The 14090-nt window shown below is 72.1% G+C and carries 14 protein-coding genes and 1 tRNA gene; 10 read left to right on the forward strand and 5 right to left on the reverse strand.

All coding sequences use genetic code 11. From position 1 onward, the window contains the following. Positions 1-4: 4 nt before the first annotated feature. Positions 5-820 (reverse strand): SOS response-associated peptidase, encoded by an 816-nt coding sequence (locus ACWDZ7_RS05830; RefSeq protein ID WP_451795144.1) that lies wholly within the window; start codon positions 818-820, stop codon positions 5-7. A gap of 47 nt (positions 821-867) precedes the next feature. Here ACWDZ7_RS05830 and ACWDZ7_RS05835 point away from each other — a divergent pair, with 47 nt between their 5' ends. The 4 genes from ACWDZ7_RS05835 to ACWDZ7_RS05850 all read left to right on the forward strand — a co-directional run bounded on the left by ACWDZ7_RS05835 (position 868) and on the right by ACWDZ7_RS05850 (position 4451). Then, a complete protein-coding gene (locus ACWDZ7_RS05835) occupies positions 868-1590 on the forward strand; it encodes a M50 family metallopeptidase (protein WP_451795146.1) in 723 nt (240 codons plus the stop codon). A 66-nt stretch (positions 1591-1656) separates the two neighbouring features. Then, complete coding sequence (gene aroA, locus ACWDZ7_RS05840; RefSeq protein WP_451795148.1) at positions 1657-2991, forward strand: 3-phosphoshikimate 1-carboxyvinyltransferase; 1335 nt, start codon at positions 1657-1659, stop codon at positions 2989-2991. A 14-nt stretch (positions 2992-3005) separates the two neighbouring features. Continuing rightward, positions 3006-4016, forward strand: a complete 1011-nt coding sequence (gene rsgA, locus ACWDZ7_RS05845; protein WP_451795150.1) for a ribosome small subunit-dependent GTPase A — start codon at positions 3006-3008, stop codon at positions 4014-4016. Positions 4017-4127: 111 nt separating this feature from the next. Next, a complete protein-coding gene (locus tag ACWDZ7_RS05850; RefSeq protein WP_127911081.1) occupies positions 4128-4451 on the forward strand; it encodes a DMT family transporter in 324 nt (107 codons plus the stop codon). A gap of 24 nt (positions 4452-4475) precedes the next feature. Here the strand turns inward: ACWDZ7_RS05850 and ACWDZ7_RS05855 are convergent, their stop codons facing one another. Then, on the reverse strand, positions 4476-5081 hold the full coding sequence (locus ACWDZ7_RS05855) for a TetR/AcrR family transcriptional regulator (protein WP_451795151.1): 606 nt from the start codon (positions 5079-5081) through the stop codon (positions 4476-4478). Between the two features lie 144 nt (positions 5082-5225). Here ACWDZ7_RS05855 and hisN point away from each other — a divergent pair, with 144 nt between their 5' ends. Further along, a complete protein-coding gene (gene hisN, locus ACWDZ7_RS05860; RefSeq protein WP_451795153.1) occupies positions 5226-6026 on the forward strand; it encodes a histidinol-phosphatase in 801 nt (266 codons plus the stop codon). A gap of 230 nt (positions 6027-6256) precedes the next feature. Continuing rightward, positions 6257-6658 (forward strand): CBS domain-containing protein, encoded by a 402-nt coding sequence (locus ACWDZ7_RS05865; RefSeq protein ID WP_451795155.1) that lies wholly within the window; start codon positions 6257-6259, stop codon positions 6656-6658. A gap of 68 nt (positions 6659-6726) precedes the next feature. Here the strand turns inward: ACWDZ7_RS05865 and ACWDZ7_RS05870 are convergent, their stop codons facing one another. Next, positions 6727-8196 (reverse strand): catalase, encoded by a 1470-nt coding sequence (locus ACWDZ7_RS05870; RefSeq protein WP_451795373.1) that lies wholly within the window; start codon positions 8194-8196, stop codon positions 6727-6729. Between the two features lie 128 nt (positions 8197-8324). On the opposite strand from ACWDZ7_RS05870, the gene ACWDZ7_RS05875 reads away from it, so the two are divergent. The 4 genes from ACWDZ7_RS05875 to ACWDZ7_RS05890 all read left to right on the forward strand — a co-directional run bounded on the left by ACWDZ7_RS05875 (position 8325) and on the right by ACWDZ7_RS05890 (position 11748). Beyond that, a complete protein-coding gene (locus ACWDZ7_RS05875; protein ID WP_451512689.1) occupies positions 8325-8741 on the forward strand; it encodes a Fur family transcriptional regulator in 417 nt (138 codons plus the stop codon). A gap of 161 nt (positions 8742-8902) precedes the next feature. Further along, positions 8903-9703 (forward strand): ABC transporter ATP-binding protein, encoded by an 801-nt coding sequence (locus ACWDZ7_RS05880; RefSeq protein WP_451795156.1) that lies wholly within the window; start codon positions 8903-8905, stop codon positions 9701-9703. Beyond that, positions 9700-10569 carry an ABC transporter permease gene (locus ACWDZ7_RS05885; RefSeq protein ID WP_451795158.1) on the forward strand — a complete coding sequence of 290 codons (870 nt, stop codon included), beginning with the start codon at positions 9700-9702 and terminating at the stop codon, positions 10567-10569. The genes ACWDZ7_RS05880 and ACWDZ7_RS05885 overlap by 4 nt, the downstream gene beginning before the upstream one ends. A 45-nt stretch (positions 10570-10614) precedes the next feature. Next, positions 10615-11748: an ABC transporter substrate-binding protein gene (locus tag ACWDZ7_RS05890; RefSeq protein ID WP_451795159.1), complete on the forward strand. Its 1134-nt coding sequence runs from the start codon at positions 10615-10617 to the stop codon at positions 11746-11748. 83 nt (positions 11749-11831) lie between these two features. Here the strand turns inward: ACWDZ7_RS05890 and ACWDZ7_RS05895 are convergent. Then, positions 11832-11905, reverse strand: a tRNA-Met gene (locus tag ACWDZ7_RS05895). A 185-nt stretch (positions 11906-12090) separates the two neighbouring features. After that, positions 12091-13986, reverse strand: a complete 1896-nt coding sequence (locus ACWDZ7_RS05900) for a sel1 repeat family protein (RefSeq protein WP_451795161.1) — start codon at positions 13984-13986, stop codon at positions 12091-12093. Positions 13987-14090: the final 104 nt, after the last annotated feature.

Raw genomic sequence — 14090 nt, forward strand, 5'->3', positions numbered from 1 at the left:
CACATCAGAACAGTGTGCCCTCTTCGGGCCCCTCCAGCTCCTTCAGCAGCTCCGGGCCGTTGTTGCGTACGTTGCTGACCGCCGTCGACACGGGGTAGGCCCGCATCAGCCCGGCCGGGGGCGGCTCCAGGAGCGCGCGCAGCTCCTCGACGTCCGTGCGGGACGGGTCGAGCCAGGCGTCCCAGCGGTCGGGCGTCAGCATGAGCGGCATGCGCGGGTGGATGTCGGCGAGCGAGCGCGGGCCCTCCTCGGGGGCGACCGCGAGGGGCGTGGTCTCGGCCTCCGTGGTGATCACCGTGCAGGTCACCCACCAGGCGAGGGGGTGCTCGTCGGGCAGGGTCTTGTCCCGCCAGAACTCGTAGAGCCCCGCCATGGCGAAGACGGAGCCGTCGGCGGGGGTCACGAAGTACGGCTGCTTGCGGGGCCGCTTCTTCTTGCCCTCGACCTCCAGCTGCCGCTCCTCGGGCGCGGTCACCCACTCGTAATAGCCGTCGGCGGGCAGGACGCAGCGGCGGGAGGCGAAGGCGCGGCGGTAGGAGGGCTTCTCGTGCACGGTCTCCGCGCGGGCGTTGATCATCCGGGCGCCGCCCTCGGGCGTCTTGGACCAGGACGGCACGAGCCCCCACTTGAGGGTGCGCAGCTGGCGAACCGGAGCCGGGTCTCCGGCGTCTTTCAATGGACGGTCGAGAACCGCGTAGACCTCTTTGGTGGGGGCCACGTTGAAATCGGGGGCCAGCTGTTCCTCCGGCTCATACTTCTCGATCTCGAAGATGCCCGCGAGGTCTTCGGGCCCACGACTCGATGCATACCGTCCGCACATACGTGCCAGACTGCCAGACCCCGTGCGACCAGAGGAGCGGCCAAAGAATGGAAAGCACCGCCAACGCCGGCCTGGCCGACCTCTGGGACCGCGTGTTCGGCACCCAGTCGGCGCCCGAGCAGTGGCTGGTGATCGCGGCCGGCGCCGTGGCCCTCGCCGTGGTCGCCCCGCACGGCATATGGCGCCTGGCCCGCAACGCCATCACCATCGCGCACGAGGGCGGCCACGGCCTGATCGCCCTGCTCACCGGGCGCCGCCTCGACGGCATCCGGCTGCACTCCGACACCTCGGGCCTGACCGTCTCGCGCGGGAAGCCCACCGGGCTCGGCATGATCCTGACCGCGGCGGCGGGGTACACCGCTCCCCCGCTGCTGGGCCTCGGCGGCGCGGCGCTGCTCTCCTCGGGGCGCATCACGGCGCTGCTGTGGATCGCCACCGCGCTGCTCGTCGCGCTGCTGGTGATGATCCGCAACGCGTACGGCGCCCTGACGGTGATCGTGACCGGCGGCGCGTTCCTGCTCGTCTCCTGGCTGGCGGACACGGACGTGCAGGCGGCGTTCGCGTACGCGGTGGTGTGGTTCCTGCTCCTGGGAGGCGTCCGTCCCGCCTTCGAGCTCCAGGCCAAGCGCAGGCACGGGGGCGCGGGCGACTCGGACGCGGACCAGCTCTCGCGGCTGACGCATGTCCCCGCGGGCCTGTGGCTCTTCCTCTTCCACGCCGTCTCCCTCTGCTCACTGATGGGCGGGGGGCGCTGGCTCCTCGACGTCTGAGAGAGGCGGGACGCGCTGGCCGCCGACCGTCTGAGCGGGGTCACCGGCAGCCACTAAAGTGAGGGCATGACCGAAACCCCGGCGCACACCGCCCTCTGGCCCGCCCCGCACGCAAGCGGAGCCGTCACCGCGACGGTCCACGTCCCCGGTTCGAAATCGGTCACCAACCGCGCGCTCGTCCTGGCCTCGCTCGCCGCCGAGCCCGGCTGGCTGCGCCGCCCGCTGCGCTCCCGCGACACCCTGCTGATGGCGGGCGCCCTGCGCGCGATGGGCGTCGGCATCGAGGAGACGGTGTCCTCCAGCTCCTCCGTCACGGGCGCCTCCGGTGAGGCCTGGCGCGTGATCCCCTCGGGTCTGCACGGCCCGGCCACGGTCGACGTCGGCAACGCCGGCACGGTCATGCGCTTCCTCCCCCCGGTCGCCGCGCTCGCCGACGGCCCGATCCGCTTCGACGGTGACCCCCGTTCGTACGAGCGGCCGCTGACCGGCGTGATCAACGCCCTGCGGGTGCTCGGTGCCCGCATCGACGACGACGGGCGCGGCGCGCTGCCGCTGACCGTGCACGGCGGCGGGGCCCTTGACGGCGGCCCGGTCGAGATCGACGCCTCGTCGTCCTCCCAGTTCGTGAGCGCCCTGCTCCTTTCGGGCCCGCGCTTCAACCAGGGCGTGGAGGTCCGTCACGTGGGCGGCCCCCTGCCCTCGATGCCGCACATCCGGATGACGGTCGACATGCTCCGCTCGGCCGGCGCGCAGGTGGACACCCCGGAGGCGGGCGGCGAGCCGAACGTGTGGCGGGTCACCCCGGGCGCGCTGCTCGGCCGCGACGTGACCGTCGAGCCGGACCTCTCCAACGCCCAGCCGTTCCTCGCCGCGGCGCTGGTCACCGGCGGCACTGTCACCATCCCCGACTGGCCCTCGCACACCACGCAGCCCGGCGACGCGCTGCGCCGGATCTTCACGGAGATGGGCGGCTCCTGCGAGCTGACCGAGCAGGGCCTGGTCTTCACCGGCTCCGGGTCGGTCCACGGCCTCGACGTGGACCTCAGCGAGGTCGGCGAACTGACCCCGGGCATCGCGGCGGTCGCGGCCCTCGCCGACTCCCCCTCCACGCTGCGCGGCGTCGCCCATCTGCGCCTGCACGAGACGGACCGCCTGGCCGCGCTCACCAAGGAGATCAACGAACTCGGCGGTGACGTCACCGAGACCGCCGACGGCCTGCACATCCGCCCGCGCCGGCTGCACGGCGGTGTCTTCCACACCTACGACGACCACCGCATGGCGACCGCGGGCGCGGTCATCGGCCTCGCGGTGGACGGCGTACAGATCGAGAACGTCGCGACGACGGCGAAGACGCTCCCGGACTTCCCCGACCTGTGGACCACCATGCTCGGGAACGGCTGACGGGCGGAACGACAATGCGCCGTTACGGAAAGAACCCCGACGAGGACGACATCCGCGTCCGCCCCAACCGCAAGGGCAACCGCCCCCGCACCCACATCAGGCCCAAGCACGAGGACGCGGCGGAGGGCATGGTCCTCACCGTGGACCGGGGGCGCCTCACCGTGCTGGTCGACGACCGGATCGTGATGGCCATGAAGGCCCGCGAGCTGGGCCGCAAGGCCGCCGTGGTGGGCGACAGGGTGGCGGTCGTCGGGGACCTGTCCGGGAAGAAGGACACCCTCGCGCGGATCGTCCGGATCACGGAGCGCACGTCCGTCCTGCGGCGCACCGCCGACGACGACGACCCCTACGAGCGGGTGGTCGTCGCCAACGCCGACCAGCTCGCCATCGTCACCGCCCTCGCCGACCCCGAGCCGCGCCCGCGGCTGATCGACCGGTGCGTCGTGGCGGCGTACGACGGCGGCCTCGAACCGATCCTCGTGCTGACCAAGTCGGACCTGGCGTCGGCCGACAAGCTCCTGGAGACGTACGCGACTCTCGACATCCCCTATGTGGTCACCAGCCGCGAGGAGTTCACGGACGGCGCGGAGCTCGCGCGGGTCCACGAGCTGCTCGACGGCAAGGTCACGGCCTTCGTCGGGCACTCCGGGGTGGGCAAGACGACGCTGGTCAACGCGCTGGTCCCCGAGGAGCGGCGGCGGACGACCGGGCACGTCAACGCGGTCACGGGCCGCGGCAGGCACACCACGACCTCCGCGCTCGCGCTTCCGCTGGCGGATGTGGGCGGCTGGGTGATCGACACCCCGGGCGTGCGGTCCTTCGGGCTCAACCACGTCGACCCGTCCCGCGTCATCCTCGCCTTCCCCGACCTGGAGCCGGGCACGGCCGGCTGTCCTCGTGGCTGCAGCCACGACGAGAAGGACTGCGCGCTGGACGCCTGGGTCGCCGACGGGCACGCGGACCCGCAGCGCCTGTACTCCCTGCGCCGGCTGCTGGCCACGCGGGAGCGGCGCGAGGACGACTGACCTCCCCGTTGTTTGCGCCCCCCGTGGCGCAGGTAAATGCATAATCGCACCGAGCCGGATTCAGCCGGGTGAAGCAGTCACGGAACGTGGACGAGTGCGGGAGGCAGGGACATGGCGTGGCTGCTGGTCATCGTGGCGGGGATTCTGGAGACCGGCTTCGCGGTCTGTCTGAAGCTGTCGCACGGGTTCACCAGGCTCTGGCCGACGATCGCGTTCGCCTGCTTCGCGCTCGGCAGTTTCGGTCTGCTCACGCTGGCGCTGAAGAAGCTGGACGTGGGGCCCGCGTACGCGGTGTGGACGGGCATCGGCGCAGCGGGCACCGCGATCTACGGAATGATCTTCCTCGGCGACCTGGTCTCCACGCTGAAGATCGTCTCGATCTCCTTCGTCATCATCGGCGTGGTCGGCCTCCAGCTGTCCGGCTCGGCGCACTGAGCCCGACGACCGCTCCGGCGCGCGCTAGTTTGCGCCCACCCAGCGCCCGATGGCCCCGCGGACCAGCTCCGCGGGGTCGTCGTCGTTCCGGGCGGGCGCGACGACGTACGACAGGGCGAGGCGGACGGCGCTCTCGCAGGCGAGGGCCAGCTCGGGGTCCTTGGGCCTGCCCCGGCCGCCGAGCGCGGCCACCGCCCGGTCCCGCACCAGCGCGAGCAGCTCCGCGGACGAGGGCACCCCCGCGTCCGCGCGGCGCTGCGCGGGCACCGACGACGTGGAGCCGACGGCCCTGCTCGGCGCGGGCAGCCGCTCGCCCCAGCAGCCGGTGAGCGCGGCCCGCACGAGCGCGTTGCCGCGCGCGGCGCCCACCGTCCAGGCAGCGACGGCGGCGAGCCGGTCGGCCGGCTCGCGCTCCTCGGCGAGCGCGCGTTCGACGCCGTGCAGATAGCCGTCGGTCTCCCGCCGCAGCAGGGCGCGGGCGAGGCCGTCCTTGCTGCCGAACTCGTTGTACAGGGTCTGCCGGGACACCCCGGCGACGGCCGCGACATCGACCATGCGCACACCCGGCCACGGCCGCCGGGTGAGGGCCGTGTAGGCCGCGTCCAGTAAGGATTCCCGTGCTGCGGGCATCGTCGCCTCCCCGGGCCGAACCGGCTCCGGCTGCCAGAGTTGACGCGCTGGGAGGCACTGTCAATAGCTCCGGCGCGAGCCCGCGCACACCGGGCCCGGTCGGGCGTTGTGGCTCGCGCCGATCGAGATCGATACTGTTCACCCATGCCCGACTACCACGATGATCTGCGTCTCGCCCACGTCCTCGCGGACGCCGCCGACGCCCAGACCATGGACCGGTTCAAGGCTCTCGACCTCAAGGTCGAGACCAAGCCGGACATGACGCCGGTGAGCGAGGCCGACAAGGCGGCCGAGGAGCTGATCCGCTCCCAGCTGCAGCGCGCCAGGCCGCGCGACGCGATCCTCGGCGAGGAGTACGGCATCGAGGGCACGGGCCCGCGCCGCTGGGTGATCGACCCGATCGACGGCACGAAGAACTACGTACGCGGTGTCCCGGTCTGGGCCACGCTGATCTCCCTGATGGAGGCGGGCGAGGGCGGCTACCAGCCGGTGGTCGGCGTCGTCTCCGCGCCCGCGCTCGGCCGCCGCTGGTGGGCGGCGAAGGGCGGCGGCGCCTACACGGGGCGCAGCCTCACCTCGGCGAGCCGGCTGCGCGTCTCGGAGGTCTCGCGGCTCTCGGACGCCTCCCTCGCGTACTCCTCGCTCACCGGCTGGGAGGAGCAGGGCCGCCTCGACGGGTTCATGGACCTCACCCGGGCGGTGTGGCGCACGCGCGGCTACGGCGACTTCTGGCCGTACATGATGGTGGCCGAGGGCGCGGTCGACATCTGCGCGGAGCCCGAGCTGTCGCTCTGGGACATGGCGGCGAACGCGATCGTGGTCACGGAGGCGGGCGGCAGCTTCACCGGCCTCGACGGCAGGCCGGGCCCGCACAGCGGCAACGCGGCGGCCTCGAACGGCCTGCTCCACGACGAGCTGCTGGGGTACCTGAATCAGCGGTACTGACCCGGAGCCCCGCTGATCCGAACGTCGTGGACACGTCCACCGGTGGCGCGAACGTTCGTATCGCATGCCCTGAACTGACGACGTACGCCCTCTTGTTGACCCCCGGTCCGGCTGCGACTCTGGGAGTCCCCCCACTTGTGAACTTGTGAATCCATTCTCCAAGCAGGTAGCGGAGGCAATCCTTCGCCCACCGGGAGACCTCGGATCCACCAAGGAGGTGGCTCACGCCCATGCTCGTCCGCGACGCCATGAGCACGGTGGTCCTGACCATCGGCCCCACCCACACCCTGCGCCAGGCGGCCAGGCTGATGTCCGAGCGCCGTGTCGGCGCCGCCGTCGTCCTGGACCCCGACACCTGCGGGCTCGGGATCCTGACCGAACGTGACGTCCTCAACTCCGTGGCCCTCGGCCAGAGTCCGGACACAGAGATCGCCGGTACGCACACCACGACCGACGTCGTCTTCGCCACCCCGGCGTGGACCCTGGACGAAGCGGCGGACGCCATGGCGCACGGCGGCTTCCGGCATCTGATCGTCATGGACGCGAACGAGCCCACCGGCATCGTCTCGGTCCGCGACATCGTCCGCTGCTGGGCGCCCGCCCGGCGCGCGGCGCCCCAGCTGGCCGTCTGAGAGAACGGCGGCGGGCCGGACCCCCGAGGGAGTCCGGCCCGCCGTCACTCTTCGACAAGAGGTACTGGTCAGCCGCGCAGGGCCTGGACCGCGGCCTCCAGCCGCTTGCCGAAGTCGCCGTCCGCCTGGCGGAAGTTGTTGATCGCGCGCTCGGCGATGTCGTCGCGCGAGACCTTCGCGATGAAGCCCGACAGGTTCTCGATCAGGCGGTCCTTCTCGTCCTCGGACATCAGGCGGTAGAGGTTGCCCGCCTGCACGAAGTCGGTGTCCTCGGCGTGCCGGACCGCCTCGTGGTTGCCCGTGCCGCCCGTGACGGGGACGGACTGCCACAGTGGCCGGTCCGTCTGGAACGGGCCGCCGAAGCTGTTCGGCTCGTAGTTCTTCGCGCCCTTGTGGCGGCCGTCGTACAGGAAGCCGTCACGGGAGTGGGTGCGCGCCTCGGTGGCGTGCGGGCGGTTCACCGGCAGGTGGTCGGCGTTGATGCCGACGCGGTAGCGGTGCGCGTCGCCGTACGCGAAGAGACGGCCCTGGAGCATCTTGTCCGGGGAGGGACCGATGCCCGGCACGAAGTGGGCGGGGCTGAAGATGGCCTGCTCGACCTCGGCGAAGACGTTCTCCGGGTTGCGGTTGAGCTCCAGCTTGCCGATCTCGATCGGCGGGTAGTCCGCGTGCGGCCACACCTTGGTGAGGTCGAACGGGTTGAAGCGGTAGTTCGCCGCCTCGTCCGCCGGCATGATCTGCACCTGCACGGACCAGGTCGGGAAGTCACCGCGCTCGATGGCCTCGCGCAGGTCGCGCTGGTGGGAGTCGGGGTCCTCACCGGCGAGCTTGTTGGCCTCGGCCTGGGTGAGGTTCTTGATGCCCTGGTCGGTCTTGAAGTGGTACTTGACCCAGAAGACCTCGCCGGCCTCGTTGTTCCACTGGAACGTGTGCGAGCCGAAGCCGTCCATGTGGCGGTACGAGGCGGGGATGCCGCGGTCACCGAAGAGCCAGGTCACCTGGTGGGTGCTCTCGGGGCTGAGCCCCCAGAAGTCCCAGACGTTGTCCGCCTCCTGCGAGCCCGTGTAGGGGTCCCGCTTCTGGGTGTGGATGAAGTCGGGGAACTTGATGGCGTCCCTGATGAAGAAGACCGGGGTGTTGTTGCCGACGAGGTCGTAGTTGCCCTCTTCGGTGTAGAACTTCAGCGCCCAGCCGCGCGGGTCGCGCACCGCGTCGGCCGCGCCGAGGTTGCCGGCCACGGTGGAGAAGCGGAGGAACGTCTCCGTCTCCTTGCCGACCTCGGAGAGGAACTTCGCCCGCGTCCACCGCGAGACGTCGCGGGTCAGCGTGAAGGTGCCGTACGCACCCGCGCCGCGGGCGTGCACGATGCGCTCCGGGATCCGCTCGCGGTTGAAGTGGGCGAGCTTCTCCAGCAGCAGCTGGTCCTGCACCAGGACGGGTCCGCCGGCGCCCGCGGTCTCACTGTTCTGGTTGTCGGCGACCGGCGCGCCGGCCTCCGTGGTGAGCGGTCCCTGCGTCACGTGCGCCTCCTGCGTAATCAAGCCTGCGGGTCCTGTCCCTCGGCCAATGTCGTAACTGATCCTACGATAGACTTTGTCTAAGTCAAGTGAACATCCAAAGTCACACCCGTTCGGGACTTGGTCCCCCGCCTGTTAGGCTGGTTCTCATGAGTGACCTGTTGGAACGACTGCGCGGACGCGGCTGGCGCATGACAGCGCAGCGGCGCGTCGTGGCCGAGGTGCTCGACGGGGAACACGTCCACCTCACGGCCGACGAGGTGCACGCCCGCGCCACCGACAAGCTGCCGGAGATCTCCCGGGCGACGGTCTACAACACCCTGGGCGAGCTGGTGACCCTCGGCGAGGTCCTTGAGGTCTCGACGGACCGCCGCGCGAAGCGGTACGACCCGAACGCCCACCGCCCCCACCACCACCTGGTCTGCGCCCGCTGCGGCGCCATCCGGGACGTCCACCCCACGGGCAACCCCCTGACCAGCCTCCCCGACTCGGAGCGCTTCGGCTTCACGGTCGAGGGCGTGGAGGTCACGTACCGAGGGGTCTGCCCCGACTGCGCGACGGCGTGAGGCCTCTCCGTACGCGTTCCTGACTTTCGTACGTTCCCGAAGGGCCCGGCACCAAGAGGTGCCGGGCCCTTCGGCGCGCCACGGCCTCTTCCGGAAACTGACGGTGCGTCATATTCTCGGCGGCGCCCGAGAAACCGCCCGCCCTCCGCGAGGAGACACCCGTGGGAGACCCGCACCCCAAACTGGAAGCCCACGCCGTCACGAGAACCTTCGGCCGAGCCGCCAAGGCGGTGCACGCCCTCGGCCCGGTGGACCTGACGATCGCCCCCGGCGAGTTCACCTGCGTGGTCGGCCCCTCCGGCTGCGGAAAATCGACCCTCCTGCGCATAGCCGCAGGCATCCTCCGCCCCAGCGGCGGCGAGCTGACGATCCGCACCAGGAGCCGGCACCCCGCGGCGATGATCTTCCAGGACTACGGCATCCACGACTGGAAGACCGTCCAGGCCAACGTCAGATTCGGCCTGGACATCCAACGCGTCCCGCGCAAAGAGGCCGACGCCAGCGCCACGCACTGGCTGACCCGCATGGGCCTCGCCGACTTCGCGGGCGCCTATCCGGCCACTCTCTCCGGTGGTATGCGCCAGCGCGTGGCCATCGCGCGCGCCCTCGCCGTGGAGCCCGAGATCCTCCTGATGGACGAGCCGTTCGCGGCGCTCGACGCCCAGCTCCGCACGGTCCTTCAGGACGAGCTCCTCGCCCTCACCCAGACCACCCGCACGACCACCCTCTTCATCACGCACAGCCTCGAAGAGGCGATCGTCCTCGGCGACCGCGTCCTGGTGATGTCGGCCCGGCCCGGCCGCGTCATCGCCGAACGCCGACCGCCGTTCCCGCGCCCCCGCACCGGCGAGGTCCGCGCGGCCCCCGAGTTCACCGCGCTGAAGAGCGAGCTGTGGGACCTGCTGCGGAACGAGGTCGGCACAGGGGCCGGACCGGCGGCCGGCACGGAGGCGGCGGCATGAGCGCCGTCGCGAGCGAGACACCGCCCGATGAAGACGTCCTGGTCAGAAAGCCGGGGCCGCACGAACTGCACCCCGTGCGCACACACCGCAGACGCCGCGCCCTGGAACTCTGCCTCGCCGCGGGCGTACCGCTCGCACTGGTCCTGCTCTGGCAGCTCGCGGCCGTGAGCGGCTGGATCGACGACCGCGTCTACCCGGCCCCGCAGACGATCATCGAGGACGGCTGGCAGCGCGCCGCCGACGGCGACCTGTGGCCGGACGTCCGGGCGACCCTCAAGCGCGTCCTCGCCGGCTATGCGATCGGCACGGTCGCCGGGTACGCGCTCGGCCTCCTGATGGGCTCGCTCTCCGTCGTACGCGCCGCGCTCGAACCCACGCTCGACGCGCTGTACGTCGTACCGAAACTGGCTCTCCTCCCCGTCTTCCTGAACATGTTCGGGCTCGGCGAGGGCCCGCAGATCGCGCTGGTGGCGGCCACCGTCTTCTTCTTCGTCTGGATCTCCACCATGGCGGCGGTCCTCGCCGTCCCGTCCGGCCACCGCGACGCGGGCCAGGTCTTCGGCGCCTCACCGTGGCAGATGTTCCGCCACATCCTGCTGCCCGCCTCGCTCCCCGCGGTCCTGGTCGGCGCCCGTATCGCCGCCGGGGTCGCGGTCCTGGTGATCGTCGCCTCGGAGCAGATCGCGGCGGCGGACGGCCTCGGCCACCTCATCTTCGACTCGCGCGCGCTCTTCCAGAACGACGTGATGTTCGTCGGCATCGTCTGCGTCGCCGTGCTCGGCGTCGCCTTCTCCGAACTGGTCCGTGTCGTCGGCCGGTGGCTCACCCCGTGGGCGCCGCGGGACCGGGGCCGCAGCCAGTCATGACCGTGACCATGACCATTCGTACGCAGACGAGTGCTCGGAGGAACCATGCGCACCCGCACCACCGCACTCACGCTGCTCGTGGCGGGCTCGCTGCTCGCCGCTTCGGGCTGCGCGAAGGAGGACGACGAAGCCCCCTCCGCCCCCTCGAAGCCCCGCACCGTCACCCCGGTGTCCGGCTGCGGCAAGGGCAGCTGGACCGACCCCGCCGACCTCACCCCCGACCGCGAGCCCGCCCGCTGCTCACCGAACACACCCGCTCCCGAGCCCCTCCCCGAGGAGCGCGACCTGACGATCGCGACCGGCACCCTGAGCGCCGAGTACGTCGCACCCCTCCAGATGGCTGTGGAAAAGGGCGAGTTCAAGAAGGAGGGTCTGAACGTCCGCCTGAAGGTCCTGCCCACCCCCGACGCCCTCCCCCTTCTCGCCGAGGGCGACATCGACGCCCAGTGGGCGGCCCCCGAGGCCGCCGTGATGAACGGCATCACCAGCGGCTTCGACATCAAGTGGACGGCCGGCAACTTCTCCCCCGACCCGAAGTCCAAGAGCGGTCTGTGGGTGAGGCTGAAGGAGGACGAGACCGCGGCCCACGTCCCCATGGCGGGCCGCAAGCTCGGCACGATGATCGGCAAGGGGTCCGTCATCGCGTACCCCATGGACGAGGCCCTGAAGAAGCACGGCGGTGGACTGGACGAGATCCGGTTCCAGCAGCTGGGCTCGGCGGACGTCCTCACCGCGCTCCAGAACGGCGGCACCGACTCCGCCTGGCTGCTCGACCCGGTCTGGCGCAAGGTCGACGGCGACAAGCGGTACGCGTTCCTGGGCGGGCAGCCCCAGGGCGAACCGCTCGGTGGCCTCCTCTTCGGCCCGAACCTCCTCAAGGAGGACCCGGACGCGGGCGTCGCCCTGCTGCGCGCGTACATCAGAACGGTGAACACGTACTTCGCGGGCGACTACAAGGCCGACCGGGCCTTCACGAAGGAGCTCGCCAAGCTGCTCAAGACGGACGAGAAGATCCTGCTCTCCACGCCGTCGCTGCGCATGGACTGGGAGATCCGCGCGGGCACGACGGACCGCCTGCAGGACGCGTACCGCGCGGCGGGCGTCTCCGAGGGCGGGAAGGTCCCGGAGGGGAAGGCGGTCGACCGCGGGCTGTACGGGGAGGCGGTGGGCCACAAGTAGGCACGGCAGGCGCACGGCACACGCACGCAAGCAAGCAAGCCGAAGGCCCGGAATCCATTCGGATTCCGGGCCTTCGGTTTCAGTAGCGGGGACAGGATTTGAACCTGCGACCTCTGGGTTATGAGCCCAGCGAGCTACCGAGCTGCTCCACCCCGCGTCGGTAAACTCAACAGTACGTCAGGGCTACGACCAGCGCAAATTCGTTCCCCGGCAGGTGCTCGGGCGGGCGCTCCGGCAGGTGCTCGGGCGGGCGCTCCGGTCGGCGCTCGGGCAGAGGCTTGGGCGGGCACTCCGGTCGGCGCTCGGGCGGGCGCTCCGGTCGGGGCGATCATGCCGGGGCACCTACGCGGACAGCTCCTGCCGCAGCGCCTCGCGCAGCCGGCCGGCCCGCTCCGCGACCTCCGCGGGGCCGAGCTCGACCGCCCGCGAAGCCCACCGCTGTCCCTGCGCCAGCTGCCCGCGCCGGGCGTAGAGCAGGGCGAGCCGGAGCGCCGCCCGGCCGTGCCCCGCGTCGGCGGCCCGCGTCCACCAGAGCGCGGCCTCGGGCTCGCTCCCCTCGCGGGCGAGCAGCAGCCCGAGGTTGAACGCGCCGTTGCGGCTGCCCGCCTCCGCGGCCTTGCGGTACCACCGCGCGGCCTCGACGACGTCGCCCCGCCCCGCGGCCAGCATGCCGACCCGGACCTGGGCCCGCCGGTGGCCCTGCTCGGCGGCGCGCTCGTACCACTCCTCGCACTCTGTCTTCTCCGCCGCGGGCTCGCCGAGGGCGGGCGGCGCCGCGGCGGGGCGGCGCGCGTCGAGCAACGTCCCGAGCCGGTACGCGGCCTCCGCGCTGCCGCCTCCGGCCGCGCACCGCAGATGCCGCTCGGCCTCCTGCTCGTCGCCCTCGCGCAGCCGCGCGGTGCCGACCTGGAGGGCCGCGTCGGTGTGCCCGGCGGCCGCCGCGCGCTCGTACCAGCGCAGGGCGGAGGCCTCGTCGCCGCGGCTCGCGAAGAGAATCCCCAGGTTGAACGCGGCGTCGACGCTGCCCGCCTCGGCCGCCTTGGAGAACCACGGCTCGGCACCGGCCGCGTCCCCGCCCTGGAGCAGCAGCACGGCCAGCGCGTTGGCGGCCTCGCGGTGCCCGGCGTACGCGGCGCGGCGGTACCACTGGTCGGCCTGCGCGGTCCTGCCCTGCTCGGCGCAGAGCAGCCCGAGGTTGTACGCGCCGTTCACATCGCCCGCGTCCATCGCGGCGCGGTACCAGCGCTCGGCGGTCTGGGTCTCGCCGCGCTCGGCGTGCAGCGCGCCCAGCGCGTTCGCGGCGTTGCCGTCGCCGTCCTGCGCGGCCTTGAGCCACCACACGGCGGCGCTCTCCTCGTCGCCCGCGTCCCGCAGCAGGAAGCCGAGCGCGCAGGCCGCCCTGGACTCGCCGTCCTTGGCGGAGTTGAGGTACCAGCGCCCGGCCTCCTTCAGGTCCCCGCGGTGCTCCAGGATCGCGCCGAGGTGCAGCGCGGCCCTGCGGTGACCGCGCGCGGCGGCCTGGCGGTACCACTGCTCGGCCTCGCCCGCGGGACTCCGTACGCCCGCACCGTCGCCGCGCCCGGCGCGCACGGGGCCCTGCCCGCGTTCGGCACGCTCGGAACCCTGCCCGCGCTCGGCGCGCACGGGGCCCTGCCCGCGCTCGGCGGGTTCGCCGCGCTCCGCCGCGGCCCGCCGGTCGAGCGCGCGGGCCAGGCGGTAGGCGGCCTCGCGGTGGCCGCGCTCGGCGGCGACCCGCATCCAGCGCTCGGAGCCGACGTCCCCGCGGTGCTCAAGGAGGTCCGCGAGCGCGTACGCCCCGAGGGTGTGGCCCTGCTCGGCGGACTGCCGCAGCCAGTACTCGGCGGCGGGCTCGTCGCCCCGCTCGCGGTGGTGGCGGCCGAGCGCGTGCGCGGCCGCGGCGGAACCGGCGACGGCGGCGACCCGCCACCAGCCGGCCGCCTCGTCGGCGTATCCGCGCTGGTGGAGGAGGACGCCGAGGTTGTTCGCGGCAGCGCGGTCGCCCTCGGCGGTCGCCGCGCGCAGCATGGATTCGGCCCCGTCCAGATCACCGCGGCGCAGCAGAAGGCTTCCCAGGACGCTCATCGCGTCGACGTCTCCGGCCTCGGCGGCCAGCCGATGGCGCAATTCCTCGGCGGCCGCCCCGGGATCCTCCCGGTCGGCCGGATGCACAAACCGCCCCGTTTCCAACAGAGTTGCCTTGTCCCCCATAACGTCCATCGTCGCACCACCTGCAACCTGGGTACACCTGGTATACCGCAGCCAGTGAGGTCACTTCAGCGTTTTGTCGACATGCCCACAGAGAGATAAGTGAAACACAGATC

Source organism: Streptomyces sp. NPDC003032 (assembly GCF_053591415.1).

Excerpts from the sequence above, each read along its gene's own strand:
- ACWDZ7_RS05850 (WP_127911081.1), top strand. The coding sequence starts at position 4,128 with ATGGCGTGGCTGCTGGTCATCGTGGCGGGGATTCTGGAGACCGGCTTC.
- ACWDZ7_RS05830 (WP_451795144.1), bottom strand. The coding sequence starts at position 820 with ATGTGCGGACGGTATGCATCGAGTCGTGGGCCCGAAGACCTCGCGGGC.
- ACWDZ7_RS05890 (WP_451795159.1), top strand. The coding sequence starts at position 10,615 with ATGCGCACCCGCACCACCGCACTCACGCTGCTCGTGGCGGGCTCGCTG.
- ACWDZ7_RS05865 (WP_451795155.1), top strand. The coding sequence starts at position 6,257 with ATGCTCGTCCGCGACGCCATGAGCACGGTGGTCCTGACCATCGGCCCC.
- ACWDZ7_RS05900 (WP_451795161.1), bottom strand. The coding sequence starts at position 13,986 with ATGGACGTTATGGGGGACAAGGCAACTCTGTTGGAAACGGGGCGGTTT.
- aroA (WP_451795148.1), top strand. The coding sequence starts at position 1,657 with ATGACCGAAACCCCGGCGCACACCGCCCTCTGGCCCGCCCCGCACGCA.
- ACWDZ7_RS05855 (WP_451795151.1), bottom strand. The coding sequence starts at position 5,081 with ATGCCCGCAGCACGGGAATCCTTACTGGACGCGGCCTACACGGCCCTC.
- ACWDZ7_RS05835 (WP_451795146.1), top strand. The coding sequence starts at position 868 with ATGGAAAGCACCGCCAACGCCGGCCTGGCCGACCTCTGGGACCGCGTG.
- ACWDZ7_RS05875 (WP_451512689.1), top strand. The coding sequence starts at position 8,325 with ATGAGTGACCTGTTGGAACGACTGCGCGGACGCGGCTGGCGCATGACA.
- ACWDZ7_RS05885 (WP_451795158.1), top strand. The coding sequence starts at position 9,700 with ATGAGCGCCGTCGCGAGCGAGACACCGCCCGATGAAGACGTCCTGGTC.
- hisN (WP_451795153.1), top strand. The coding sequence starts at position 5,226 with ATGCCCGACTACCACGATGATCTGCGTCTCGCCCACGTCCTCGCGGAC.
- rsgA (WP_451795150.1), top strand. The coding sequence starts at position 3,006 with ATGCGCCGTTACGGAAAGAACCCCGACGAGGACGACATCCGCGTCCGC.